This window comes from Mycobacterium sp. 20KCMC460 (assembly GCF_022179425.1).
GTDB lineage: Bacteria > Actinomycetota > Actinomycetes > Mycobacteriales > Mycobacteriaceae > Mycobacterium > Mycobacterium kiyosense.
On sequence record NZ_AP025524.1, the window covers coordinates 243,887 to 268,714 of the forward strand.

The 24,828-nt window shown below is 67.4% G+C and carries 18 protein-coding genes; 12 read left to right on the forward strand and 6 right to left on the reverse strand.

Annotated features, from left to right (window positions below; translation table 11 throughout):
- Positions 1-61 precede the first annotated feature (61 nt).
- Entirely contained in the window at positions 62-1,261 is a 1,200-nt protein-coding gene (dinB, locus tag MKCMC460_RS01175; protein ID WP_236984518.1) for a DNA polymerase IV, read from the forward strand.
- Here the strand turns inward: dinB and MKCMC460_RS01180 are convergent.
- On the reverse strand, positions 1,258-2,268 hold the full coding sequence (locus MKCMC460_RS01180) for a PHP domain-containing protein (protein ID WP_236979150.1): 1,011 nt from the start codon (positions 2,266-2,268) through the stop codon (positions 1,258-1,260). The genes dinB and MKCMC460_RS01180 overlap by 4 nt on opposite strands.
- Positions 2,268-2,693: a hypothetical protein gene (locus tag MKCMC460_RS01185; RefSeq protein ID WP_236979157.1), complete on the reverse strand. Its 426-nt coding sequence runs from the start codon at positions 2,691-2,693 to the stop codon at positions 2,268-2,270. The genes MKCMC460_RS01180 and MKCMC460_RS01185 overlap by 1 nt, the downstream gene beginning before the upstream one ends.
- Before the next feature lie 40 nt (positions 2,694-2,733).
- Here MKCMC460_RS01185 and MKCMC460_RS01190 point away from each other — a divergent pair, with 40 nt between their 5' ends.
- Positions 2,734-3,585 (forward strand): LLM class F420-dependent oxidoreductase, encoded by an 852-nt coding sequence (locus MKCMC460_RS01190; protein WP_236979159.1) that lies wholly within the window; start codon positions 2,734-2,736, stop codon positions 3,583-3,585.
- 391 nt (positions 3,586-3,976) lie between these two features.
- On the opposite strand, the gene MKCMC460_RS01195 is transcribed toward MKCMC460_RS01190, so the two are convergent.
- The 3 genes from MKCMC460_RS01195 to MKCMC460_RS01205 form a co-directional block, all read right to left on the reverse strand.
- Positions 3,977-5,431, reverse strand: coding sequence for a glutamate synthase subunit beta (locus MKCMC460_RS01195; RefSeq protein WP_236979161.1), 1,455 nt, complete (start codon positions 5,429-5,431; stop codon positions 3,977-3,979).
- The gene (gene gltB / locus MKCMC460_RS01200) at positions 5,424-10,007 is read right to left on the reverse strand and encodes a glutamate synthase large subunit (RefSeq protein ID WP_238305214.1); all 4,584 of its coding nucleotides are present in this window, start codon (positions 10,005-10,007) and stop codon (positions 5,424-5,426) included. The genes MKCMC460_RS01195 and gltB overlap by 8 nt, the downstream gene beginning before the upstream one ends.
- Before the next feature lie 1,262 nt (positions 10,008-11,269).
- Positions 11,270-11,428, reverse strand: a complete 159-nt coding sequence (locus MKCMC460_RS01205) for a hypothetical protein (RefSeq protein WP_236984658.1) — start codon at positions 11,426-11,428, stop codon at positions 11,270-11,272.
- Between MKCMC460_RS01205 and MKCMC460_RS01210 the strand changes: the two genes are divergently transcribed.
- Positions 11,370-12,287 (forward strand): MinD/ParA family protein, encoded by a 918-nt coding sequence (locus tag MKCMC460_RS01210; protein WP_236984520.1) that lies wholly within the window; start codon positions 11,370-11,372, stop codon positions 12,285-12,287. The two genes, MKCMC460_RS01205 and MKCMC460_RS01210, sit on opposite strands and share 59 nt — an antisense overlap.
- 125 nt (positions 12,288-12,412) lie before the next feature.
- On the opposite strand, the gene MKCMC460_RS01215 is transcribed toward MKCMC460_RS01210, so the two are convergent.
- Positions 12,413-12,703 (reverse strand): WhiB family transcriptional regulator, encoded by a 291-nt coding sequence (locus MKCMC460_RS01215; RefSeq protein WP_236979173.1) that lies wholly within the window; start codon positions 12,701-12,703, stop codon positions 12,413-12,415.
- A gap of 433 nt (positions 12,704-13,136) precedes the next feature.
- Between MKCMC460_RS01215 and MKCMC460_RS01220 the strand changes: the two genes are divergently transcribed.
- The 9 genes from MKCMC460_RS01220 (at position 13,137) to eccCb (ending at position 24,713) form a co-directional block, all read left to right on the forward strand.
- Entirely contained in the window at positions 13,137-14,207 is a 1,071-nt protein-coding gene (locus tag MKCMC460_RS01220) for an FHA domain-containing protein (protein ID WP_309297882.1), read from the forward strand.
- Between the two features lie 239 nt (positions 14,208-14,446).
- Positions 14,447-15,688: an EspA/EspE family type VII secretion system effector gene (locus MKCMC460_RS01225; RefSeq protein WP_236979175.1), complete on the forward strand. Its 1,242-nt coding sequence runs from the start codon at positions 14,447-14,449 to the stop codon at positions 15,686-15,688.
- 88 nt (positions 15,689-15,776) lie between these two features.
- Positions 15,777-16,088 carry an ESX-1 secretion-associated protein gene (locus tag MKCMC460_RS01230; protein ID WP_236979177.1) on the forward strand — a complete coding sequence of 104 codons (312 nt, stop codon included), beginning with the start codon at positions 15,777-15,779 and terminating at the stop codon, positions 16,086-16,088.
- 2 nt (positions 16,089-16,090) lie between these two features.
- Entirely contained in the window at positions 16,091-16,927 is an 837-nt protein-coding gene (locus MKCMC460_RS01235; RefSeq protein ID WP_238305216.1) for an ESX secretion-associated protein EspG, read from the forward strand.
- Positions 16,928-16,968: 41 nt separating this feature from the next.
- Complete coding sequence (locus tag MKCMC460_RS01240; RefSeq protein WP_236979181.1) at positions 16,969-17,529, forward strand: DUF2694 domain-containing protein; 561 nt, start codon at positions 16,969-16,971, stop codon at positions 17,527-17,529.
- Positions 17,526-19,256: a type VII secretion AAA-ATPase EccA gene (eccA, locus tag MKCMC460_RS01245; protein ID WP_236979189.1), complete on the forward strand. Its 1,731-nt coding sequence runs from the start codon at positions 17,526-17,528 to the stop codon at positions 19,254-19,256. Before MKCMC460_RS01240 ends, eccA begins: the two co-directional genes overlap by 4 nt.
- Before the next feature lie 3 nt (positions 19,257-19,259).
- Positions 19,260-20,705, forward strand: coding sequence for a type VII secretion protein EccB (gene eccB, locus MKCMC460_RS01250; RefSeq protein WP_236979191.1), 1,446 nt, complete (start codon positions 19,260-19,262; stop codon positions 20,703-20,705).
- Between the two features lie 13 nt (positions 20,706-20,718).
- Positions 20,719-22,959, forward strand: a complete 2,241-nt coding sequence (gene eccCa / locus MKCMC460_RS01255; protein ID WP_238305218.1) for a type VII secretion protein EccCa — start codon at positions 20,719-20,721, stop codon at positions 22,957-22,959.
- Complete coding sequence (gene eccCb, locus MKCMC460_RS01260; protein WP_238305220.1) at positions 22,956-24,713, forward strand: type VII secretion protein EccCb; 1,758 nt, start codon at positions 22,956-22,958, stop codon at positions 24,711-24,713. The genes eccCa and eccCb overlap by 4 nt, the downstream gene beginning before the upstream one ends.
- Positions 24,714-24,828 lie beyond the last annotated feature (115 nt).

Genomic DNA, 24,828 nt, shown 5'->3' on the forward strand with positions numbered 1-24,828 from the left:
ATCAACGGTGTGGCCTTCGCTATGGAGAGTCGCCGCAGCTGTCGTACCGGCATGCGAACATTTGTTCGTGCGCGGTGAGGCATCGATCCTGCACGCGGATCTGGACTCGTTCTACGCCTCCGTCGAACAGCGGGACGACCCTGGCTTGAGGGGCCGTCCGGTCATCGTCGGTGGCGGGGTGGTGCTGGCCGCCAGCTACGAAGCCAAGGCCTTCGGCGTGCGTACCGCGATGGGCGGCGCCCAGGCGCGGCGGTTGTGCCCCTCGGCGGTGGTGGTACCGCCGCGGATGCGGGCCTACTCCAAGGCCAGTGACGACGTCTTCGAGGTGTTCCGCGACTGCACCCCGCTGGTGGAGCCGCTCTCGGTGGACGAGGCCTTCCTCGACGTCAGCGGGCTGGGCCGGGTGTCCGGCACGCCGGTGCAGGTCGCCACGCGGCTACGCGCCGAGGTGCGCAGGCGGGTCGGCCTGCCGATCACCGTCGGCGTCGCGCGCACCAAGTTCCTGGCGAAGGTGGCCAGTCAGGAGGCCAAGCCGGACGGGCTGCTGCTGGTCCCACCCGACGGCGAGCTGGCCTTCCTGCACCCGCTGCCGGTCCGCCGGCTGTGGGGCGTCGGCGCGGTGACGGCCGAGAAGCTGCGCGCGCACGGCATCACCACGGTCGCGCAGGTCGCCGAGCTGACCGAGTCGACGCTGGCCTCGCTGGTCGGCCACGCGATGGGGCATCAGCTGTACGCCCTGTCGCGCAATATCGACAACCGCCGGGTGCACACCGGGGTGCGACGGCGATCGGTCGGTGCCCAACGGGCGCTCGGCCGCGCCGGCAGCTCCATGTCGGCGGCCGAGGTCGACGCGGTGGTGGTCAACCTCGTCGACCGGATCACCGGCCGGATGCGGGCTGCCGGGCGCACCGGACGCACCGTGGTGCTGCGGCTGCGGTTCGACGATTTCACCCGGGCGACCAGGTCCCAGACAATGCCGTGGGCCACGTCGTCGACGCAGCCGATCCTGACCACGGCTCGCCGTCTCGTTGCGGCGGCGGCGCCGCTGATCGCCGAAAAGGGTCTGACGCTAATCGGTTTCGCGGTGTCGGGTATCGACCGCAGCGGGGCCCAGCAGCTGGCGTTGCCGTTCGACGCAGAATCACCGGCGGTCGACGCCGCCATGGACGAGGTGCATCGCCGCTACGGGAGGTCCGCCTTGACCCGGGCGGTGCTGGTCGGTCGTGACCCGGGATTGGAGGTGCCGCACCTAGCCGACTAGCTGCCCGACGCGGCCCACCCCAGCAACTTCTCGGCCGGCCAGGTGTTGACGATCCGGTCCACCTCGATCCCGGCGTCCAGCGCGCGCTGCGCACCGTAGCCGAGGAAGTCGAGCTGACCGGGCGCGTGCGCGTCGGTGTCGATGCTGAATACGCAGCCGATGTCGCGGGCGAGTTCGAGCAGCCGTGTCGGCGGGTCCCGGCGCTCGGGACGAGAATTGATCTCGACCGCGGTGCCGTGGTCGCGGCAGGCGGTGAACACCTGCTCGGCATCGAATTTCGATTCCGGCCGGATCCCGCGGCCCCCTGAGACCAGCCGGCCGGTGCAGTGCCCCAGCACGTCGGCCTGCCCGCCCGAGACCGCGCGCAGCATGCGACGGGTCATCGCCGCGGCGTCCATCGAGAGCTTGGAGTGCACGCTGGCCACCACGATGTCGAGGCGGTCGAGCAGTTCGGGCTCCTGGTCCAGGCTGCCGTCGTCGAGGATGTCGACCTCGATGCCGGTCAGGATGCGCATCGGCGCGAACCGGTCCCGCAGCTCGTCGATGACGTCGAGCTGTTTGCGCAGCCGGTCCGGCGACAAGCCGTTGGCGATGGTCAGCCGTGGCGAATGGTCGGTGAGCGCGCAGTACTCGTGCCCCAGCGCGGCCGCGGTGGCCATCATCTCCTCGATCGGCGCCGATCCGTCCGACCAGTTGGAGTGCAGGTGCAGATCACCGCGCAACGCCGCACGGATCGCTCCCCCACCAAGATCCTTTGCCGCGGAACGCAATTCGATCAGCTGGTCGGGTTCCTGGCCCGCCCAGGCCTGCGCGATCACCTTGGCGGTCTTGGGGCCTATCCCCGGGATCGACTGCCAGCTGTTGGCCTGGCCGTGCCTTTCCCGAGCTTCGTCGTCGAGACGTTCGATGATGTCCGCGGCGTTGCGGTAGGCCATTACCCGCCGGGAGTCCTGCCGCTCCCGGTCTTTGTAGTAGGCGATCTGACGCAGCGCGGCCACCGGATCCATCAGAGCAACTGCCCCGCGACGAACCCGGCCAGCACCACCGCGAATCCGCCCATCTCGCACAAAATCAGCAGCACCATGAAGAGGCCGGTGCCGCGCACCGGCGGGTCGAATTGGTTCTCGGTGTCGCGGCGCGCCCCGTGCACGATGTAGCCGACGATGGCGGCGACGAAGAAGAACACCGCCGCGCCCGTCGCCACCAGGTTCACCCACACCGGCCACGCGCTCAGTTCGACGAATACCGCGAACAGCGCCGTCGCGAACGAGTACAGCAGCGCCGCCCGGTGCGCGATGTCGACGTAGACGTGCGCGCGGTGGTCGTCGGCAATCATGATCTGGCGGTACTTCCACACCCCGAGGCCCAGGGCCAGCAGGAAGATCAACCCGGCCGCCAGCAGGGTGATTTTGGTGTCGATTCCGAGTGCCATCGTTGTACCGAGTCTAGGTGGCGCGACTACGGTCGAAATCATGCGATTCGCGTTCAAGACCTCACCGCAGAACACCACCTGGGCCGACATGCTGGCGGTCTGGCAGGCCGCCGACGACATCGACGTCTTCGAGTCGGGCTGGACGTTCGACCACTTCTACCCGATATTCAGCGACTCCACCGGCCCCTGCCTGGAAGGCTGGACCACATTGACGGCACTGGCCCAAGCCACCAAGAGGCTGCGGCTGGGCACCCTGGTCACCGGCATCCACTACCGGCATCCCGCGGTGCTGGCCAACATGGCCGCCACGCTGGACGTGATCTCGGGCGGGCGCCTCGAGTTGGGCATCGGCGCGGGCTGGAACGAGGAGGAATCCGGCGCCTACGGCATCGAGCTGGGCAGCGTCCGGGAACGTTTCGACCGGTTCGAGGAGGCCTGCCAGGTGCTGATCGGCCTGCTCAGCCAGGAGACGACCAGCTTTGACGGCAAGTTCTACCAACTCAAGGACGCCCGCAACGAACCCAAGGGCCCGCAGCGCCCGCACCCGCCGATCGTGATCGGCGGCAGCGGCGAAAAGCGCACGCTACCGATCACCGCGCGGTATGCGCAGCACTGGAACTTCGCCGGCGGCACGGCTGAGGAGTTTGCCCGCAAGCGCGACGTGCTGCACGCCCGCTGCGCCGACATCGGGCGCGACCCGAAGGAGATCACGCTCTCAGCCCATCTGGGCCTAGGACCGGACCGCAATTACGCGCAGCTCATCGAGAACGCGGCCGCGCTGGGGGCCGAGGGGCTGGACTTGGGGATCGTCTACCTCGCTCCGCCGCACGACCCTGCCGTGTTGGAGCCGGTTGCCGAGGCGATCCGGGAATCGGGGCTTCTCACGAGTTGAAGCTGCGGGTCGTCCGCGAACGCTCAGCGACGTCCCGATCGGCGTAGAGCAAACCTTTGCCGCGCTGGTCGCAGCTCCGGCGAGCGATCAGAAAGCGAACCGCAGCAAGTCCTCGGCCGTGACCAGGCGCTCGTGCTTGGCGGGAAACTCGCGGCTCTTCACCGGGTGCCGAACCAACGACCAGGCGATTCGCCCCATACGGGTCCGGGGAACTGGGTTCATGTGCACAGTGAACACTCCTGCGATCGTTCAACACAACCAGGCTTCGAGGCGACGCTGCTGCACCTCCGGTGTGATGAAGCCCACAGGCAGTTATTAGACACCCATCTGCTGGCAAACTGTCGGCGGCGCGCCGACCGAATATAAAATGTTTCGGATGTGACTGGTGTGGTTACGTGAGCGGGGCTGCCGTCGGCTTGATCGGGGCCGGCAATGCGGTGGAACCCATCAAGAACCGGTCCACACCCGCAGCCGCGGCACGGCCCTCGGCGATCGCCCACACGATCAGCGACTGCCCGCGCCCCATGTCGCCGGCGACGAACACGCCGGGCACCGAGGTGTCGAAGTCGTCGCCGCGGGCGACATTGCCGCGCTCGGTGAGCTTGACCCCGAGCTCGGTGAGCAGGCCTTCCTTCTCCGGTCCGACGAAGCCCATCGCCAGCAACACCAGATCGGCGGGCAGCTCGAAGTCGGTGCCCTCGACCTTGACGAACTTGCCGTCCTGCATGGTCACCTCGTGCGCCTTGAGCGCCGTGACGTGGCCGTCCGCACCGATGAACTCCTCGGTGTTCACCGAGAAAACGCGCTCGCCGCCTTCCTCATGCGCCGAGGAGACCCGGTACATCAACGGATACGTCGGCCACGGCGTCGAACTGGCGCGGGTTTCCGGCGGGCGCGGCATGATCTCGAACTGGTGAATGCTCGCCGCGCGCTGGCGGTGCGCGGTGCCCAGGCAGTCGGCGCCGGTGTCACCGCCACCGATGATGATGACGTGCTTGCCCTCGGCCGTAATCGGCGGCGGACCGTCCAGATCGCCGGCCGCAAAGCGGTTGCCCCACGGCAGATACTCCATCGCCTGATGGATGCCGTCCAGGTCGCGCCCCGGCACCGGCAGGTCGCGCCACGCGGTGGCACCCCCGGCCAGCACGACGGCGTCGTAGTCGGACAGCAGCTGCTCGGCGGTGATGTCCACCCCGACGTTGACGCCCGGCCGGAACTCGGTGCCCTCGGCCGCCATCTGCTCCAGCCGACGGTCCAGGACGCGCTTCTCCATCTTGAACTCGGGGATGCCGTAGCGCAGCAGGCCGCCGATGCGGTCTTCGCGCTCGAACACGGTGACCTTGTGCCCGGCCCGGGTAAGTTGTTGCGCCGCAGCCAGACCGGCCGGGCCCGACCCCACCACCGCCACGGACTTGCCGGTCTCGCAGTGCGGCGGCACCGGTGTCACCCAGCCCTCGTCGAAAGCCCGGTCGATGATCTCCAGCTCGATCTGCTTGATCGTCACCGGGTCCTGGTTGATGCCCAGCACGCAGGCCGGTTCGCACGGCGCCGGACACAGCCGTCCGGTGAAGTCGGGGAAGTTGTTGGTTGCGTGCAACCGCTCGATCGCATCGCGGAAGTGGCCGCGTCGCACCAGGTCGTTCCATTCCGGGATCAGGTTGCCCAGCGGACAGCCGTTGTGACAGAACGGAATCCCGCAGTCCATGCAGCGGGTGGCCTGCTCCCGCAACGTCTCGGTCTCGAATTCCTCGTAGACCTCTTTCCAGTCCTTCAACCGCAGCGGAACGGGCCGCCGCTTGGGCAGCTCGCGGTGCGTGTACTTCAGGAAGCCGGTCGGGTCAGCCATGAGCGGCCGCCATGATCGCCTTGTCGACATCGGTGCCGTTGCGTTCGGCTTCGGCGATGGCCTCCAGCACCTTGCGGTAGTCCCGTGGCATCACCTTCACGAAATGCCGCTGCTGGATCCGCCAGTCGGCCAGAATGCGTTGTCCGACAGCCGAATCGGTGGCGTCGACGTGCGCCTGGATGATGCCGTGCAAAAACTCCACGTCCTCTTCGTCGAGAGCCTCGGGGTCCACCATCTCGGTGTTGAGGTTGTCGGGCAGTTTCTCGTCCGGGTCGTAGACATAGGCCACGCCACCGGACATGCCGGCGGCGAAGTTGCGGCCGGTGCGGCCCAGGATCACCACCCGGCCGCCGGTCATGTATTCGCACCCGTGGTCGCCAACCCCTTCCACGACGGCGTGGGCGCCGGAGTTACGCACCGCGAACCGCTCGCCGACCACGCCGCGCAGGTACACCTCACCGCTGGTGGCGCCGAACAGGATCACGTTGCCCCCGATGATGTTGTCCTCGGCGACATAGCCTTCCGGGGCGTTGTCGGAAGGCCGCACCACGATCCGGCCACCGGACAGCCCCTTGCCGACGTAGTCGTTGGCGTCGCCGTAGATCCGCAACGTGATTCCCTTCGGCACGAAGGCGCCGAAGCTGTTGCCGGCCGATCCTTCGAACGTGATGTCGATGGTGCCGTCCGGCAACCCTTGGCCGCCATAGGCTTTGGTCACCTCATGGCCGAGCATGGTGCCGACCGTGCGGTTGACGTTGCTGATGTTCGTCGAGAACCGAACCGGCTTCTGGGAATCCAGCGCCTCCCGGCTCATCACGATCAGCTGCTGGTCGAGCGCCTTGTCCAGGCCGTGGTCCTGCCGGGAGCTGCAGTACAGGTCCTGGTTCATGAAGGCCGACTCGGCCTCGTGCAGAACCGGAGTCAGGTCCAGCCGGTGTGCCTTCCACAGCGCCCGGGCCAGGGTGGTGTCCAGCGCCCCGGCTTGGCCGACCGCTTCGTTGATGGTGCGGAAGCCCAACTGCGCCATGTATTCCCGCACTTCTTCGGCGATGAACATGAAGAAGTTCTCCACGAACTCCGGCTTGCCGGTGAACCGCTCCCGCAGCAGCGGGTTCTGGGTGGCGACCCCGACCGGGCAGGTGTCCAGGTGGCAGACCCGCATCATGATGCAGCCGGCCACCACCAACGGCGCGGTGGCGAAACCGAATTCCTCGGCGCCGAGCAGCGTCGCGATCATCACATCTCGCCCGGTCTTGAGCTGGCCGTCCACCTGGACGACGATGCGGTCGCGTAAACCGTTGAGCAACAACGTCTGCTGTGTCTCGGCCAGACCCAGCTCCCACGGCGCTCCCGCGTGCTTCATCGACGTCAGCGGGGTGGCCCCGGTGCCGCCGTCGTGACCGGAGATCAGCACCACGTCGGCGTGCGCCTTGGAGACGCCGGCCGCCACGGTGCCGACCCCGTTCTCCGACACCAGCTTCACGTGCACCCGCGCGGACGGGTTGGCGTTCTTCAGGTCGTGGATCAGCTGCGCGAGATCCTCGATCGAGTAGATGTCGTGGTGCGGTGGCGGCGAGATCAGGCCGACGCCGGGGGTGGAGTGCCGCACCGAAGCGACCCACGGGTACACCTTGTGCCCTGGAAGCTGGCCGCCCTCACCGGGTTTGGCGCCCTGGGCCATCTTGATCTGGATATCGGTGCAATTGGTCAGGTAGTGCGACGTGACGCCGAACCGGCCGGAGGCCACCTGCTTGATAGCGCTGCGCCGCCAGTCGCCGTTGGGGTCCGCGTCGAAACGCTTGACGTCCTCCCCGCCCTCGCCGCTGTTGGATCGGGCGCCGAGGCGGTTCATCGCGATCGCGAGCGTCTCGTGCGCCTCGGCGGAGATGGAGCCGTAGCTCATCGCCCCGGTGGAGAACCGCTTGACGATCTCACTGGCCGGTTCGACCTCCTCGATCGGCACCGGAGGACGCACGCCCGCACGGAATTTCAGCAATCCGCGCAGCGACGCCATCCGCTCGGTCTGGTCGTCGACCAGCCGGGTGTACTCCTTGAAGATCGAGTACTGGCCGGTGCGGGTGGAGTGCTGCAGCTTGAACACGGTCTGCGGGTTGAATAGGTGGTACTCGCCCTCGCGGCGCCACTGGTACTCCCCGCCCACCTCGAGTTCGCGGTGCGCCCGCTCGTCCGGCCGGTCCAGATACGCCAGCCCGTGCCGCGCAGCGACGTCGGCGGCGATGTCGTCCAACGTGATACCGCCGGTCGGACAGGACAATCCGGTGAAGTATTCGTCGAGCACATCTTCGGAGATCCCGACCGCCTGGAACAGTTGTGCCCCGGTGTAGGACGCCAACGTCGAGATGCCCATCTTGGACATCACCTTGAGCACGCCCTTGCCGGCGGCCTTGACGAAGTTGTTCAGCGCCTTGCTGCGCTCGATGCCGTCGATGACGCCCCGGTCGATCATGTCGTCGATCGACTCGAACACCAGGTAAGGGTTGATGGCGGCGGCACCGCAGCCGACCAGCATGGCCATGTGGTGCACCTCGCGGGCGTCGCCGGTTTCGACGACGAGTCCCGCGTGCGTGCGGGTCCGATCCCGGACCAGGTGGTGGTGCACACCGGCCACCGCCAGCAGCGACGGGATCGGCGCCATCGTCTCGTCGGAGTTGCGGTCGGACAGGATGATGACCCGGGCGCCGTCGGCGATTGCCGCCGAAGCCTGCGCGCGCACGTCGTCCATCGCGGCCGCCAACCCGGCGCCACCCTCGGCGACCGGGTACAGACAACGAATCACCTTGGACCGCATGCCGTGTGGCCGGCCGTTGACCTCGTCGTCGGGGTTGAGGTTGATCAGCTTGGCCAACTCGAAGTTGCGCAGGATCGGCTGCATCAGTGAGATCTGGTGACAGGAATACTCGTCCGGGCTGAGCAGGTCGCGCTCCCCGCCGGTGGTGCCCTGCAGGCTGGTCACCACCTCTTCGCGGATGGCGTCCAGCGGCGGGTTGGTCACCTGGGCGAACAGCTGCTGGAAGTAGTCGTAAAGCATCCGCGGACGCTTCGACAGCACCGCGATCGGGGTGTCGGTGCCCATCGACCCGATGGGTTCGGCGCCGGTGCGGGCCATCGGAGCCACCAGCAGATTGAGCTCCTCGTAGGTGTAGCCGAAGGTCTGTTGCCGCACGACCAGCCGGTGGTGCGGCATCCGCACGTACTTGTTCGCCGGCAGCTTGTCGATCGGGACCAGTCCCTTGTCGAGCCACTCCTGATACGGGTGCTCGGCGGCCAGTTCCGTTTTGATCTCCTCGTCGGAGACGATCCGCCCCTGGGTGGTGTCCACCAGGAACATCCGGCCCGGCTGCAGGCGCATCCGCTTGACCACCTTGGCCGGGTCGAGGTCCAGCACACCGGCCTCCGACGCCATCACCACCAGGCCGTCGTCGGTGACCCAGATCCGCGACGGGCGCAGACCGTTGCGGTCCAACACGGCGCCCACGATGGTTCCGTCGGTGAAGGTGATCGACGCGGGCCCGTCCCACGGCTCCATCAGCGACGCGTGGTACTGGTAGAACGCCCGCAGTGCCGGGTCCATCGACTCGTGGCGTTCCCACGCCTCGGGGATCATCATCAGCACCGCGTGGGCCAGGCTGCGACCGCCCAGATGCAACAGTTCGACCACTTCGTCGAAGCGGGCGGTGTCGGAGGCCCCGGGGGTACAGATCGGGAACAACTTCTCCACGTCGGCCTGCGAACCGAAGACGTCGGTCTCGATCAGCGCTTCCCGGGCGCGCATCCAGTTCTCATTGCCGGTGACGGTGTTGATCTCGCCGTTGTGCGCCACTCGCCGGAACGGGTGCGCCAGCGGCCAGGACGGGAACGTGTTGGTGGAGAACCGGGAGTGCACGATACCCAGCGCACTGTTGATGCGGTTGTCCTGCAGATCGAGATAGAACGCCTTGAGCTGCGGGGTGGTCAGCATGCCCTTGTAGACGAAGGTCTGCCCGGACAGGCTGGGGAAGTACACCGTCTCTCGGCCCGGCCCGTCCTGCCCGGGCCCCTTGGTGCCCAGTTCGTGCTCGGCCCGCTTGCGCACGATGTACGCGCGGCGCTCCAGCGTCATGCCGGAGGCGCCCGTCATGAAGACCTGACGGAAGGTGGGCATCGCGTCGCGGGACAGGGCGCCCAGCGACGAGTCGTCGGTCGGCACGTTGCGCCAGCCGAGCACCTGCAGGCCCTCGGATTCGGCGATCTTCTCCACCGAAGCGCACGCGGCGGCGGCGTCCTTGGCCGATTGCGGCAGGAAGGCGATACCGGTCGCGTAGCTGCCGGCCTCGGGCAGGTCGAAGTCCACGACGGCGCGCAGGAACTCGTCCGGCACCTGGATCAGGATGCCCGCGCCGTCCCCACTGCGCGGTTCGGCGCCGGCAGCGCCACGATGTTCGAGGTTGAGCAGGGCGGTGATCGCCTTGTCCACAATGTCGCGGCTGCGCCGGCCGTGCATGTCCACGACCATGGCGACCCCGCACGAATCATGTTCGTATACGGGGTTGTAAAGCCCGACGCGCTTGGGCGCCATACCCACCTAACCCTTCAACAGACTCACTGCACCGCCGCTCTTGCGGATCGACTTTCCTGACCGAGGGGAACCACACCCGGAGGTTGCGGGCCGAGACCCCCTCGGTCTCGTCGATAGGCTGACCGCCAAGCGGAGATGATCCGGTCAGGACTTCGTCCGTGCAGCTTTGAACGGTGACCCTGTACCTGGTTTCGACAAGTCTTCAAACGATATGACAAAAACCGCCTGACATGCCAACTTACCCATACTATCTTGCGAACTGGCGGCCTCGTAAATTCGCTGTTACCAGCGTTTGACGGCCGCGCGACAGGGCATCCGAGCGGCTGAAATCCCGTCCTGCCGATGCGCCGGCCGCGCTGGGCCGAGTCTCGGCTTCGGCGGCGACACCGGTTAGCTGGAGACGGTCCGAACACCCCGCCTGGGGACCCGCGCGCCTGCCACACCCGCAACAAGGTGCCCGATAAGGCGTGGCAGCCAGGTGCGCGCGATCTCTTCCCGGCGGGGCCGAGGGCAGGTCGGCACGCCGGAAATCGTGCCCCCACGAGTTTGCGCAGCGCCGCAGGGCGCACCGCTGCGGCGCTGCGCTGTGCCCAAGCTGAATCGGCCGCGTTCGGTGCGACCGGCGGTTGCCCGATACTGGACTTGCGCGTCGCGTGCTGGCCGACAGACCGTGGGGTTCGTCACCGGAAGAACTTTGCGAGGTCAGTCACAGGCGCGACGATCCGCCGCCGTCGCACCGAGGAGCCCATGAACGAGCCCCAGGAATTCCTGCGTAATCGAGTGCGGGCCGATCAACCGGCGACCCCGCATCCGCCGGTTCCACGGCGGGAGGCCGCGCGACCGGTCCCGGCACCGGGTTTTTCGCCGCCACCCACTCCGGTCCGGCCTGCGCAGCCGGCGCCCCGCCCGGCCCCACCGCCGCCGGCCCCACCGCCGCCGAGCGGGGACGCGCCACCGCCGCCACCACCCCCAACCGAGGCAACGTCAGCCTCAACGGACGAGACTAAAACACCTCCCGCGCCACCGCGCGTGGACCAGCCACCCCGCCCGGCGCCACCGCACCAGCAGGAACCCCCGGCCCCGCAGTTCGTGCCGCCACCGGCACCGGAGGCACCGAAACCGCCCGCCGCACCGCACTCCGAGCCGGCCCCGAGGCCCCCACTTCCGCCTGCGTCGTCGCACCCGATGCCGGCTCCGCCGTTGGCACCGCCGCACGGCGGCGCGCCGGCACCCGCGCCACAGCACCGCCCGCCGGCCCCGCCCTACCGTCCGGCGGCCGCGCCGCCGCCGTCGCCGAGCCTGCCGGCGTCCTCGTCGGCGCCCCCGCGGCCGAGTTCATGGCAGGGCACCGGCGCGGGCCCGGTGCGCACCGCATCCCAGCCGACCGAGCGCGGCTGGCGGCGCATGGTGCGGGTGGCCACGTTCGGGCTCGTCACGCCCGGCCCGTCCGCCGCGCAACGGGACATCGCGCAGTTCGAAGCGGCAATCCGCACCGCCCTGCACGGCAATCACAAAGTCGGCGTCCTGGGCAAAGGCGGCGTCGGGAAGACGTCGGTGGCCGCCAGCGTCGGCTCGATCCTTGCCGAGCTGCGCCAGCAGGATCGCGTCGTCGCCATCGACGCCGACACCGCTTTCGGCCGGCTGAGCAGCCGCATCGACCCCCGCACCACCGGCTCGTTCTGGGAACTCACCGCGGACAAGAACCTGCAGTCGTTCGCGGACATGACCGCTCGGGTGGGCCGCAACGCGGCCGGTCTCTACGTCTTGGGCGGTGAGCCGGTTTCGGGTCCGCGCCGGGTGCTCGATCCGGCGGTCTACCGGGAAGCCGCCCTGCGCCTGGATCGCCACTTCGCGATCTCGGTGATCGACTGCGGATCCACGATGGATGCGGCGGTCACGCAGGAAGTGCTGCGCGACCTCGACGCATTGATCGTGGTGTCCTCGCCGTGGGCGGACGGGGCCGCCGCCGCGGCCAAGACCGTGGAATGGCTGGCGGATCACGACCTGCGCCACCTGCTGCACCGCAGCGTGGTGGTGCTCAACGACTCCGACGGCCACGCCGACAAGCGCACCCGGTCGTTGCTGGCACGCGAGTTCGTCGATCACGGCCAGCCGGTGGTGGAGGTGCCCTTCGATCCCCACCTGCGGCCCGGCGGCGTCATCGACGTCACCAACGAGATGGCGCCGGCGACGCGACTGAAATTTCTGCAAGTCGCCGCCACCATCACCGGCTACTTCGCCTCGCGGGCCGACGCCGGGCGGGAACGACCCGGCGCCTGACCACGCGAAGCTGACGAATCGAGCAGCCGCCGACGGCGCGAGAAGACATCCAATCTCTCACGCCGCCAACGTATTTCGCAGTTTCCGTTACCCCGGCCGCTGGACGCCGCCCGGCGGGCACCGGGTCATGCCGATTGGGCGGTCACCCGCTCACGAACCGCGAGCCCGTTGCGCTCGGCCAGCGAACGCAGCTGGTTGAGCGCGAAGGTCCGGGCACGGCCCGAGTCGGGGATCACCACACCGGCCCACAGGCCTTCGGCGCCGGGTAGTTCCACCGCTTCCTTGGCGCACAGCCAACGGCGGGGGCACGCCCGGCACAGCGTCTTGGCCTCCGCGTCGGGAGTCGTCGTCCAACGGTCGGGGTCTTGGGTGCACACGCCGAGCTGCGGGACCTCATACAGAGTCGTAGCAGTCATGTCTTTACGTTCCTCCAAAAACGTTGCGGGTTGTGCCCCTCCGGTTCAGAAGGTTATAGCACCAACCGTTGCAGTGCAACAGTTCATTTCCATGACACCGGCTGGGCGCTATGACTTTGCCAAAAGGTCGCAGACCGTAGCGGCCAAACCTTCGGTTACCTGGGGGATTTGCTGTCAATTAGCTGTAAAACCCCTGCTGATCGGCTGTCCAACGACTAGCAGGAGGCCGGGGAGCGGTTCTGGTAACTGCCGCTGGCGCGGCGATAACCGTAGCGTTGAGCACGTTCCGGTTCATTCGGAGCGGGTCCGCATCACGTCGGGAAAGTGTAGCGAAGGTATAGCAATAGGCGGGTGCAACGGTTACGCTGTTGGTCAGCGGTACACGCTTGCGGTCCGCACCGATTGCCGCCGAATGCCGACGAGGAAGCTGCAGATGCCCAACGCCCAATCGACCGTGGGGCCAGCCGCGCTGGCCGCGTTCGGGGGCGTCAGGCCGGCCGCGCCCGGCGTCATCCAGGTTGGCGGCCCGTCGCGGGCAACCCGAGCGACCACCCGAGCCGACCTTCGAGTCGCGTCCCGCGAGGGTCCGCGGCACATCGTCGCACCGCGCGACGGCTCGGTCACCGTCAGCGACAACCCCGACATCGGCGAACCAACTGGAGGCAAGGCGTTGACGTTCGAAGCCGTCAGGCCGGCGAATTCGCCCGAAGAGCACACGCGCGCGGGTCAGGCCGAGCAGCCGACCGACTCCGCGGACGACCACACCAACGGCCTCGATCCCGGCCTGGTCCGGGCCGGCGCGGCCGCCGCGGCGCGGCGGCGGGAACTCGACATCAGCCAGCGCAGCCTCGCGGCCGACGGAATCATCAACGCCGGCGCGCTGATCTCCTTCGAGAAAGGCCGCAGCTGGCCCCGCGAACGCACTCGGGCCAAGCTCGAGGAAGTGCTGCAGTGGCCCGCTGGAACCATCGCGCGGATCCGCGACGGGGCACAACCGGCGCACCAGTCCGCACCCCATCCGGCGCCGCAACCGGTGCCCGACGCCGCCCCCGAATCAGCGCCGCCCGCACAGGGTCCGGCATCGTTGATCGCCCAGGCCGTGGCCGCCGCGGTGGACACGTGCAGCCTGGCGATCGCGGCACTGCCCTCGCCCCAGGATCCCGAGTTCACCGAGCGCGCGGCGCCGATCCTCGCCGATTTACGGCAACTCGAAGGCATCGCCGTTCAGGCCACCCGCATCAGCCGTATCACTCCGGAATTGATCAAGGCGATGGGTGCGGTGCGCCGATATCACGACCAATTGATGACGCTGGGCGCAACGGCACCCGGCGCCACACTGGCGCAGCGGCTGTATGCAGCGCGCCGGCGCGCCAATCTTTCTACTTCGGAGACGGCACAAGCGGCCGGAGTCACCGAGGAAATGATCGTTCGCGCCGAAGCCGAAGAACCTTTACCGGCCGAGACCGCCGCGGCGATCGAAACGCTTATCAGCCAAATCAATTGAGCTGCCCTCCGGTGCCGCGGCGCGCTCTCGCGGCACCGAGGCTGCTCGACGGATGGCGCGCCGACAATACCGCCAAGCCCAGCCCGGCCGATTCCGCATACGCCCGAAAAGCACGGCGCAGCCTGAAAATTCGTGCATCTAGCCCTGCCACCACGCTGTTAAGCTCGTCCTACGGTGCGAAGGTGCATAACGAAAACGAGACCGTGCACTCCAACAAGCCAACGTGAGGAACTCTGCAAATGTCGGGTAGCGCGATATGCAAGACCACCAGTAACTTCATTTACACTCAACTGTTTTTACTGGGCGACGGCATTCCCGACCCGGGCGACGTTTTCAACGCAGGTTCGGCGCTGTTCAAAGGAGTGGCCGACAAGATCGGTTTGGCCATTCCGGGCACCAACTGGATCGGTGACGCGGCCACCGCCTATTTGAATCAGAACACCGCCCAACAACTTCGCGCGAAGTTGATGGGTGAGATCGACGGTCTGACCGGCAACCTGATCTCCAATCAGGCCGAGCACGTGGAAAGCACCCGCAAAGTACTGCGCGCCATGAAGAGCATGGTCGACGGCGTGTACAAAGCCTGCAAGTGGTGCGAGGACAACCTCTGGATCGTCGGTGACGCCATCTCGGTGGCGATGGCGATCCCGGCGTGCGGGTTGGCGATGACTGTCGTCGGCGGCGCCCTGCTGTACCTGACGATCATGACCGCCATGAACGCGTTCAACATGATCGGGCTCGGCGGCCGGCTGCTCGACATCTTGACGAACCTGCCCAGCCTGGCCGGGCTGATCCCCGACATCATCGGCGACATCATCGACACCGTCTGGCCGCCCAAGCTGCCCGACATCCCGATCCCCGGCCTGCCCGACATCCCCGGCCTGCCTGACTTCACCTGGCCGCCCCAGGTCGGCGTCCCCGACTTCACCCTGCCGATACCCGGCCTGCCCGAGTTCCAGTGGCCGTCCATCCCGGGCCTGCCCGACTTCGGCGGCAGCCTGCCCGACCTGGGCGGCCTCATCCCCGGCTTCCCCAGCCTGCCCGGGTTGCCCGGCATCCCCGACCTATTCCCCGGGCTACCCGGACTCGGCGATCTATTCCCCGGCGTCGGCAACATGGCAAAACTGCCCACCTGGACCGAATTGGCCGCGCTACCGGACTTTTTGGGTGGTTTCGCCGGTCTGCCGGCGTTGAGCTTCAGCAATCTGCTCAGCTTCGCCCAGCTACCGGGCGTCGGGCAGGTCACGTCCACGATGGGCCAGCTGCAACAACTCATGGCGGCCGGCGGCGGTCCCGGCCAACTGGGCAGCATGGCCGGCCAACAGGCCCAGATGATTTCCGCCCAGGCCCAACAAGGCAGCCAGCAGGACGACTCGGACGACGAGCAGGCGGGTGCGGCCGCCGGAATCGCCGGCGCCGAACGCGCGCCCGTCGACGCGGGAACCGGTGGCGGACAGAGTCCGCCGGGAACCGTGCTCTAAGACTCGGCAATCGGCCTGTAACCAGCCAAAACCATAGCAAGCCAAAGCCATAGCGAGTAGAACCTTAACCGTAGAGGAGGGTTTTCCCATGTCAGGAGTTCTCGGCGTCGTGCCTTCGTTCCTGAAGGTGCTGTCGGGTATGCAGACCGACATCGCAGGCCAATTCCAGACCGCCACCAGTTCGGTCACCGGGATCAGCGGGCGAGTCTCGATGACCCATGGTTCGTTCACGTCGAAGTTCAACAACGCGCTGCGCGACGTGGAGACCAACCGTGCCAACACCGGTAAGGGGGTGCAGGCCGTCAGCAACGGGTTGGCCACCAACCTGCTCTCGGCCGCCAGCGCCTACCTCAAGGCCGACGAAGGTCTGGCCGGCGTCATCGACAAGATCTTCGGCTGATCATGGCCGGTCCGCTCGCTTCCGGCCGCGCGGGCCTGTACGACGACGTCGTCGGGGTCGAGTTGACCATCGACGGCATGCTGGTGATCGCCGATCGACTGCACCTGGTCGATTTCCCTGTTGCACTGGGGATCCGGCCCAACATCCCGCAAGAGGATCTGCGCGCTGTCGTATGGGACCAGGTGCAACGCGATCTCACCGGGCAGGGCGTGCTGGACCACAACGGCCTGCCGCATCCGGCTGTCGCCGCCATGGTCGACACGATCAGCAGGGCCGACCGCACCCTGGAGTGCCGCTGGTGGCGACGCGACCGGGGCGTGATGGTGCGATTCGTGGTGTGCCGCAGGGGCGAAACCCACGTGGTCGCGGCCCGCGACGACGACCTGCTGGTGTTGCAGCTGGTCGCTGCCCAGGTCGGTCTGGCGGGAATGCTGACGACCGTGCTGGGGCCGGCCGATCCGGCCAACGTCGAACCGCTGACGGGGCTGGCCCACGAGTTGGCCGAGTGCACCACGGCCGCGCAGCTGACTCGGCACGGCGTCGCGCCCGCCCAGGCCCGCATCTTCAGCGAGATCGTCAGCAACCCGACCGGTTGGGTGGAGATCGTGGCCAGCCAACGCAATCCCGGCGGCACCACCGCCACCACCCCGGCGGCCGCGGGTGTGCTCGACTCCGAGCACGGCCGGCTGGTGTCGCTCCCGCGGCGCGTGGGTGGCGAACTGTACGGGAGTTTCCTCGCCGGCACGCAACAGAATCTGCAGCGGGCGCTGGACAGCCTGGTCGAGCTGTTACCGGCCGGCTCTTGGTACGACCACGCCGAAGCCGCCGCATCAGGCTGACACACTTTTCGCCAGCCACGAGTTCAGAAAGGGGCGCCACAGTGGACCTGCCCGGGAACGACTACGACACCGACGATCTCGGTGCGCTGGATTTCTCCGGCGGCAGCGCCGCCGAGGAATCGTCGCTGGACGCGCTCAGCGACTATGCACCGCCCGTCGGGGACACCGAATCCGGTGACAGTGGAACGGAACTGGACGCCCTTGCCGGTCTGACGGAACACCAGGACGAGCCCGACCTTGCGTTGTTCACGGTGACCAACCCGCAGGGTTCGGTGTCGGTGACGGCGCTGATGGACGGACGCGTCCAGCACATCACCGTGACCGACAAAGCCTCGAGCATGTCCGAGTCCGCGTTATCGGAGGAGATCTTCGTGATCGCCGACCTGGCTCGGCAGAAGGCCCGGGCCGCCCAGCACACGTTCATGGTGGAGAACATGAGCGAGATGACCGGTGACGGCGACGCGCAGAACAACCTGCTGCACGAGTTCGTCGGGATGACGCTGAACCTGCCGACCCCGGAAGAGGCGGCGGCCCGCGAGGCCGAGGTCTTCGCCACCCGCTACGAGGTGGACTACACCGCCCGGTACAACGGTGATCAATGACTGATCGCCTGGCCGGTCTGTTCGACAGTGCCGTCGGCATGCTGCCGTTGTCGGAGGCACGTTCACTCGATTTGTTCACCGAGATCACCGATTACGACGAGTCAGCGTGTGACGCCTGGGTGGGCCGGATCCGGTGCGGCGACACCGACCGGGTGACGCTGTTCCGGGCCTGGTACTCGCGCCGCAACTTCGGCCAACTTTCGGGGTCCGCACAGATCTCGATGAGTGCGGTGAACGCACGGGTCGCCATCGGCGGGCTCTACGGCGACATCACCTACCCGGTCACGTCCCCGCTCGCCGTCACCATGGGATTCGCGGCATCCGAAGCGGCCCAAGGTAATTACGCCGACGCGCTGGAGGCCCTCGACGCGATGGCGCCAGGAGCGGCGGGCGGGTCCGAGCACCTGGTGTCCTGGCTCAAGGCGGTGATCTACGGCGCCGCCGAACGCTGGACCGACGTGATCGACCAAGTCAAGGGCGCCGGCAAGTGGCCGGACAAGTTCCTCACCGGCGCCGCCGGGGTCGCGCACGGGGTGGCCGCAGCCAACCTGGGCCTGTTCACCGAGGCCGAGCGGCGGCTCACCGAGGCCAACGACTCGCCCGCCGGGGAGGCATGCGCGCAGGCCATCGCGTGGTTTTTGGCGATGGCGCGGCGCAGCCAGGGCAACGAAGACGCGGCAGTGGCGCTGCTGGAGTGGCTGCAGACCACCCATCCGGACCCCAAAGTGGCTGCAGCACTGAAAGATCCGACCTACCGGCTGAAGACGACGACGGCCGAGCAGATTGCCTCCCGCGCGGATCCGTGGGATCCGGGCAGTGTGGTGACCGACAACTCCGGCCGCGAGCGGCTGCTGGCCGAAGCCCAGGCCGAACTGGATCGCCAGATCGGCCTGTCCCGGGTCAAGACGCAGATCGAGCGCTACCGGGCGGCAACCCTGATGGCCCGGGTGCGCGCCGCCAAGGGCATGAAGGTGGCGCAACCCAGCAAGCACATGATCTTCACCGGCCCACCCGGCACCGGCAAGACGACGATCGCGCGGGTGGTGGCCAACATTCTGGCCGGACTGGGGGTCATCTCCGAACCGAAGCTCGTGGAGACCTCCCGCAAGGACTTCGTCGCGGAATACGAGGGGCAGTCAGCGGTCAAGACCGCCAAGACGATCGACCAGGCTCTGGGCGGTGTGCTGTTTATCGACGAGGCGTATGCGCTGGTTCAGGAGCGCGATGGCCGCACCGACCCGTTCGGCCAGGAGGCGCTGGACACCCTGCTGGCCCGGATGGAGAACGACCGCGACCGACTGGTGGTGATCATCGCCGGATACAGCAACGACATCGACCGGCTGCTGGAGACCAACGAAGGGCTCCGTTCGCGCTTCGCCACCCGGATCGAATTCGACACCTACAGCCCCGACGAACTCCTCGAGATCGCCAAAGTCATTGCCAAAGACAATGACTCGATGTTGAGTCCCGAAGCCGCCGACGAATTCCTCAACGCGGCCAAGGAACTGCACGACCGCACCCTGCGCGGCCGGCCGGCCCTCGACATCGCCGGGAACGGCCGTTACGCAAGGCAATTGGTCGAGGCCGCCGAGCAGTGCCGGGACATGCGGCTGGCGCAGGGCCTCGACATCGAATCGTTGGATGTGGACCGACTACAGGAGATCAACGGCACGGACATGGCCGAGGCAATCGCCACGGTGCATGCCCACCTCAACACGAGAGAGTAAGACATGGGGCTTCGCCTGACCACCAAGGTCCAGGTCAGCGGCTGGCGCTTCCTGCTCCGCCGCGTCGAGCACGCGATCGTGCGGCGCGACACCCGCATGTTCGACGATCCGTTGCAGTTCTACAGCCGGTCGGTATGGCTGGGCGTCGTGATCGCGGTGGTGATCCTGGTGGGCGCGGGTCTGCTGGCGTACTTCAAACCTCAGGGAAAGCTCGGCAACACCACCCTGTTGACCGACCGGAGCACCAACGAGCTGTACGTGATCGTCTCGGGGCATATGCACCCGGTCTACAACCTGACCTCGGCGCGGCTGGTGCTGGGCAGCCCGGCCAACCCCGCCGCCGTGAAGTCCTCCGAACTGAGCAAGATGACGCTGGGCCAGACCCTGGGCATCCCCGGCGCGCCCTATGCGACACCGGTGTCCGGCGGCAACAACTCGGTGTGGACGTTGTGCGACACCGTGTCCCGCGCTGACAGTGCCGCGCCGGTGGTGCAGACCTCGGTGATCGCGATGCCGTTGCAGATCGATCCCACCGTGGACCCGGTCGACTCGAACGAGGCCCTGCTGGCGACCTACCAGGGCCAGCAGTGGATTATCACCGAAAAGGGCCGCCACGCAATCGATCTCAACGACCGCGCACTCACCTCCGCGATGGGGATACCGGTCGACGCCAAGGCCGTGCCCATCTCCGAGGGGATGTTCAACGCGCTGCCCAGCCAAGGCAATTGGCAGCTGCCACCGATCCCGGACGCGGGCGCGCCCAACACCCTGGGGTTGCCCGACGAATTGGTGATCGGCTCGGTGTTCCTGATCCACGCGGAGAAAGGACCGCACTACTACGTGGTGCTGCCCGACGGCATTGCCATGGTGAACTCCACCACCGCGGCGGCACTGCGCGCCACCCAGTCCCACGGACTCATCGCTCCCCCGGCGGTGGTACCCAGCGTCGTGGTGAGAATCCCCGAGCGCGTCTATCCCTCACCGCTTCCCGACGAACAACTCAAGATCCTGGCCCGGCCCGCCGAACCCACGCTGTGCTGGGCCTGGGAACGCGCCTCCGGGGACCAGGCACCCAAACAGACGGTGCTCTCCGGTCGGCATCTGCCGATATCGCCGTCCCTGATGAACACCGGGATCAAGCAGATTCAGGGAACCGCAACGATTTACATCGACGGCGGCAGGTTCGTACGGCTGCAGTCACCGGATCCGCGGTTCGGCGAATCGATGTACTACATCGACCCCGAAGGGGTGCGGTACGGAGTGCCCAACGCCGACGCGGCGAAGGCCCTCGGCCTGAGTTCGCCGAAAACCGCTCCCTGGGAGATCATTCGGCTGCTGGTGGACGGTCCGGTGCTGTCGAAGGAGGCCGCGATGCTCGAACACGAAACCTTGCCCGCCGACCCGACCCCCCGGAAAGTACCGGCCGGCACGCCCGGTGTCCCCCAGTGAGGACCGACATTTCATGACGACCAAGAAGTTCACCCCGACCATCACCCGCGGCCCCCGGCTGACCCCCGGCGAGATCAGCCTCACCCCGCCCGACGACCTCGGCGTCGACATCCCGCCGTCGGGCGTGCAGAAGGCGCTGCCCTACGTGATGGGCGGCTGCATGGTCGGCATGATCGCGATCATGCTGGTCGGCGGCACCAAGCAACTGTCGCCCTACATGCTGATGATGCCGCTGATGATGATCATGATGATGGTCGGCGGGATGGCCGGCGGCACCGGCGGTGGCGGCAAGAAGGTGCCGGAGATCAACGCCGACCGCAAGGAATACCTACGTTATCTCGCGGGGTTGCGCGGCCGGGTCACCTCCTCGGCCACCTCGCAAGTGGCGTTCTTCTCCTACCACGCACCACATCCCGACGACCTGCTGTCGATCGTCGGCACCCAGCGGCAGTGGTCCCGGCCGGCCAACAGTGACTTTTACGCGGCCACCCGGATCGGGATCGGGGACCAGCCGGCGGTGGACCGGTTGCTGAAACCGGCCGTCGGCGGCGAACTGGCGGCGGCCAGCGCGGCGCCGCAACCGTACCTGGAGCCGGTGAGCCACATGTGGGTGGTGAAGTTCCTGCGCACCCACGGTCTGATTCACGACTGCCCGAAACTGCTGCAGCTGCGCACCTTTCCGACCATCGCCCTGGGCGGCGAGCGGCCCGGCGCGGACCGGTTGCTCACCGCCATGATCTGCCACCTGGCCGTGTTCCATCCGCCGGATCTGCTGCAGATCCGGGTCCTCACCGACGACCCGGACGATCCCGACTGGTCCTGGCTGAAATGGCTGCCGCACGTTGCGCATCAGACCGAGACCGACGCCGCCGGACCGGTCCGGCTGATCTACACCCGCCCGGACGGCCTGGCCGACCTGGCCGCCCGCGGCCCGCACGCCCCCGATACGTTGCCGACCGAACCGTACGTCGTCGTCGTCGACCTCACCGGCGGTAAGGCCGGATTCCCGCCCGACGGCCGCGCCGGGGTCACGGTGATCACGCTGGGCAACCACCGCGGCTCGGCCTACCGCATCCGGGTCGCCGAGAACGGCTCAGCCGACGACCGGCTGCCCGGCCAGCAGTTCCGCTTGGTGGTCTCGGCCGCCGACGGCATGTCACCCGCGGAGGCGACCCGGCTGGCCCGCAAGTTGGCCGGCTGGTCGATCACCGGCACCATTCTCGACCGGACGCAACGGGTGCAGAAGAAGGTCGCCAGCGAGTGGCACCAACTGGTGGGCGCCAAGAGTGTCGAGGAGGTGACACCGGCCCGCTGGCGGATGTACACCGACACCGACCGGGACCGCCTCAGGATCCCATTCGGCCACGAGCTCAAGACCGGCAACGTGATGTACCTCGACATCAAGGAGGGCGCCGAGTTCGGCGCCGGTCCGCACGGTATGCTGATCGGTACCACCGGGTCGGGCAAGTCGGAATTCCTGCGCACCCTGATCCTCTCGCTGGTCGCGATGACCCACCCCGATCAGGTGAACCTGCTGCTCACCGACTTCAAGGGCGGGTCCACTTTCCTTGGTATGGAAAAGCTTCCGCATACCGCCGCCGTCGTCACCAACATGGCCGAGGAAGCCGAGCTGGTGAGCCGAATGGGTGAGGTGTTGACCGGCGAACTGGACCGCCGGCAGAACATCCTGCGGCAGGCCGGCATGCAGGTGGGCGCGGCCGGCGCACTCTCCGGCGTCGCCGAATACGAGAAGTACCGGGAGCGTGGCGCCGACTTGCCGCCGCTGCCAACGCTTTTCGTGGTGGTCGACGAGTTCGCCGAGTTGCTGCAGAGCCATCCGGACTTCATCGGCCTGTTCGACCGGATCTGCCGGGTGGGCCGTTCACTGCGGGTGCACCTGCTGCTGGCCACCCAGTCGCTGCAAACCGGCGGGGTGCGCATAGACAAACTGGAACCCAACCTGACGTATCGAATCGCGCTGCGCACCACCAGCTCTCATGAGTCCAAGGCGGTGATAGGAACACCGGAGGCGCAGTACATCACCAACAAGGAGAGCGGCGTCGGGTTCCTGCGGGTCGGCATGGAGGATCCGGTGAAGTTCAGCACCTTCTACACCGGTACCCCGTACCTTCCGCCGGTGGTCTCCGACACCGACGGCGACGGTGGGCGCGGCGGTCCGCCGGCCGCCAGGCAGGCCGTGAGGATCCACCGATTCACCGCCGCCCCGGTGACCGAGGAGGCGTTGACGTCATGACCGAGACTGCCGAACCGCGCGCGCTGCGCGAGGTGATACTCGACCAGCTGGGCACCGGCGAGTCCCGCGCATACAAGATGTGGCTGCCGCCGCTGGCCGACCCGACGCCGCTGAACGAACTGATCGCCCGGGATCGACGGCGCCCGTTGCGATTCGCCCTGGGCATCATGGACGAACCGCGGCGGCACCTGCAGGAGACATGGGGTGTAGACGTGTCCGGCGCGGGCGGCAACATCGGCATCGGCGGTGCGCCGCAGACCGGAAAGTCAACGCTGCTACAGACATTGGTGATGTCGGCGGCCGCCACCCACTCCCCGCGCAACGTGCAGTTCTACTGCATCGACCTCGGTGGCGGCGGTTTGATCTATCTGGAGAACCTGCCGCACGTCGGCGGGGTGGCGAACCGCTCCGAGCCCGACAAAGTGCATCGCGTGGTCGCCGAGATGCAGGCGGTGATGCGGCAACGCGAGCAACTGTTCAAAGAGCACCGGGTCGGCTCGATCGCGACGTACCGGCAACTGCGCGACGACCCGAACCAGCCTGTCGCGGCCGATCCCTACGGTGACGTGTTCCTGATCATCGACGGGTGGCCCGGTTTCGTCAGCGAGTTCTCCGAACTGGAAGCGCCGGTGCAGGATCTGGCCGCGCAGGGCCTCGCGTTCGGCGTCCACGTCATCATCTCCACACCGCGGTGGACGGAGCTGAAGTCACGCGTGCGCGACTACCTGGGCACCAAGATCGAGTTCCGGCTCGGCGACGTCAACGAGACGCAGATCGACCGGATCACCCGGGAGATCCCGGCGAACCGGCCCGGCCGGGCGGTGTCGATGGAAAAGCACCACCTGATGATCGGCGTCCCCAGGTTCGACGGCGTGCACAGCACCGACAATCTGGTGGAGGCGATGACGGCCGGCGTGGCCCAGATCGCGGCCCAGACCACCGAGCAGGCGCCGCCGGTCCGGATGCTGCCCGCGCGGATCCACCTCTACGAACTCGATCCCAACCCGCCCGGACCCGACGCGGATTACCGCACCCGGTGGGAAATTCCGATCGGATTGCGCGAGTCCGATCTGACGCCGGCCTACAGCCACATGCACACCAACCCGCACCTGTTGATCTTCGGGGCGGCCAAGTCGGGCAAGACCACCATCGCGCACGCCGTCGCCCGCGCCATCTGTGCTCGCAACAGTCCGCAGCAGGTGCGCTTCATGCTGGCCGACTACCGCTCCGGCCTGCTCGACGCGGTCCCGCAGTCGCATCTGCTGCAGGCCGGTGCGATCAACCGCAACAGTGCGAGCCTGGACGAGGCGATTCAGGCGCTGGCGGTGAACCTGAAAAAGCGCCTGCCCCCGACCGATCTGACGACACAACAATTGCGTTCTCGATCGTGGTGGAGTGGATTCGACGTGGTGTTGCTTGTCGACGACTGGCACATGATTGTCGGCGCGGCCAGCGGCATGCCGCCAATGGCGCCGTTGGCCCCGTTGTTGCCGGCAGCCGCGGATATCGGATTACACATCATTGTCACCTGTCAGATGAGCCAGGCCTACAAGGCCACGATGGACAAGTTCGTCGGGGCCGCGTTCGGGTCGGGCGCACCGACGATGTTCCTCTCCGGCGAGAAACAGGAGTTTCCCTCCAGCGAGTTCAAGGTCAAACGTCGGCCACCTGGCCAGGCATTTCTCGTCTCTCCCGACGGAAAGGAGGTGATCCAGGCCCCGTACATCGAGCCCCCCGACGAGCTCGCAGAATAAGTGTTCGGAGCACCCCCGGACCCCGGTTAGGATTATTTCGACACCGACGAACCGGGTTCTCGCCGACACCGAGAAATCGAGCTACGACAGTCACCGACCGCCGGATTCGTGTAGG

Coding starts and splice junctions, on each gene's coding strand:
- MKCMC460_RS01215 (WP_236979173.1), bottom strand. CDS start 12,703: ATGACTGCTACGACTCTGTATGAGGTCCCGCAGCTCGGCGTGTGCACC.
- MKCMC460_RS01185 (WP_236979157.1), bottom strand. CDS start 2,693: ATGGCACTCGGAATCGACACCAAAATCACCCTGCTGGCGGCCGGGTTG.
- MKCMC460_RS01235 (WP_238305216.1), top strand. CDS start 16,091: ATGGCCGGTCCGCTCGCTTCCGGCCGCGCGGGCCTGTACGACGACGTC.
- MKCMC460_RS01225 (WP_236979175.1), top strand. CDS start 14,447: ATGTCGGGTAGCGCGATATGCAAGACCACCAGTAACTTCATTTACACT.
- MKCMC460_RS01190 (WP_236979159.1), top strand. CDS start 2,734: ATGCGATTCGCGTTCAAGACCTCACCGCAGAACACCACCTGGGCCGAC.
- MKCMC460_RS01220 (WP_309297882.1), top strand. CDS start 13,137: ATGCCCAACGCCCAATCGACCGTGGGGCCAGCCGCGCTGGCCGCGTTC.
- eccCb (WP_238305220.1), top strand. CDS start 22,956: ATGACCGAGACTGCCGAACCGCGCGCGCTGCGCGAGGTGATACTCGAC.
- MKCMC460_RS01230 (WP_236979177.1), top strand. CDS start 15,777: ATGTCAGGAGTTCTCGGCGTCGTGCCTTCGTTCCTGAAGGTGCTGTCG.
- eccA (WP_236979189.1), top strand. CDS start 17,526: ATGACTGATCGCCTGGCCGGTCTGTTCGACAGTGCCGTCGGCATGCTG.
- MKCMC460_RS01195 (WP_236979161.1), bottom strand. CDS start 5,431: ATGGCTGACCCGACCGGCTTCCTGAAGTACACGCACCGCGAGCTGCCC.
- eccB (WP_236979191.1), top strand. CDS start 19,260: ATGGGGCTTCGCCTGACCACCAAGGTCCAGGTCAGCGGCTGGCGCTTC.
- eccCa (WP_238305218.1), top strand. CDS start 20,719: ATGACGACCAAGAAGTTCACCCCGACCATCACCCGCGGCCCCCGGCTG.
- gltB (WP_238305214.1), bottom strand. CDS start 10,007: ATGGCGCCCAAGCGCGTCGGGCTTTACAACCCCGTATACGAACATGAT.
- MKCMC460_RS01180 (WP_236979150.1), bottom strand. CDS start 2,268: ATGGATCCGGTGGCCGCGCTGCGTCAGATCGCCTACTACAAAGACCGG.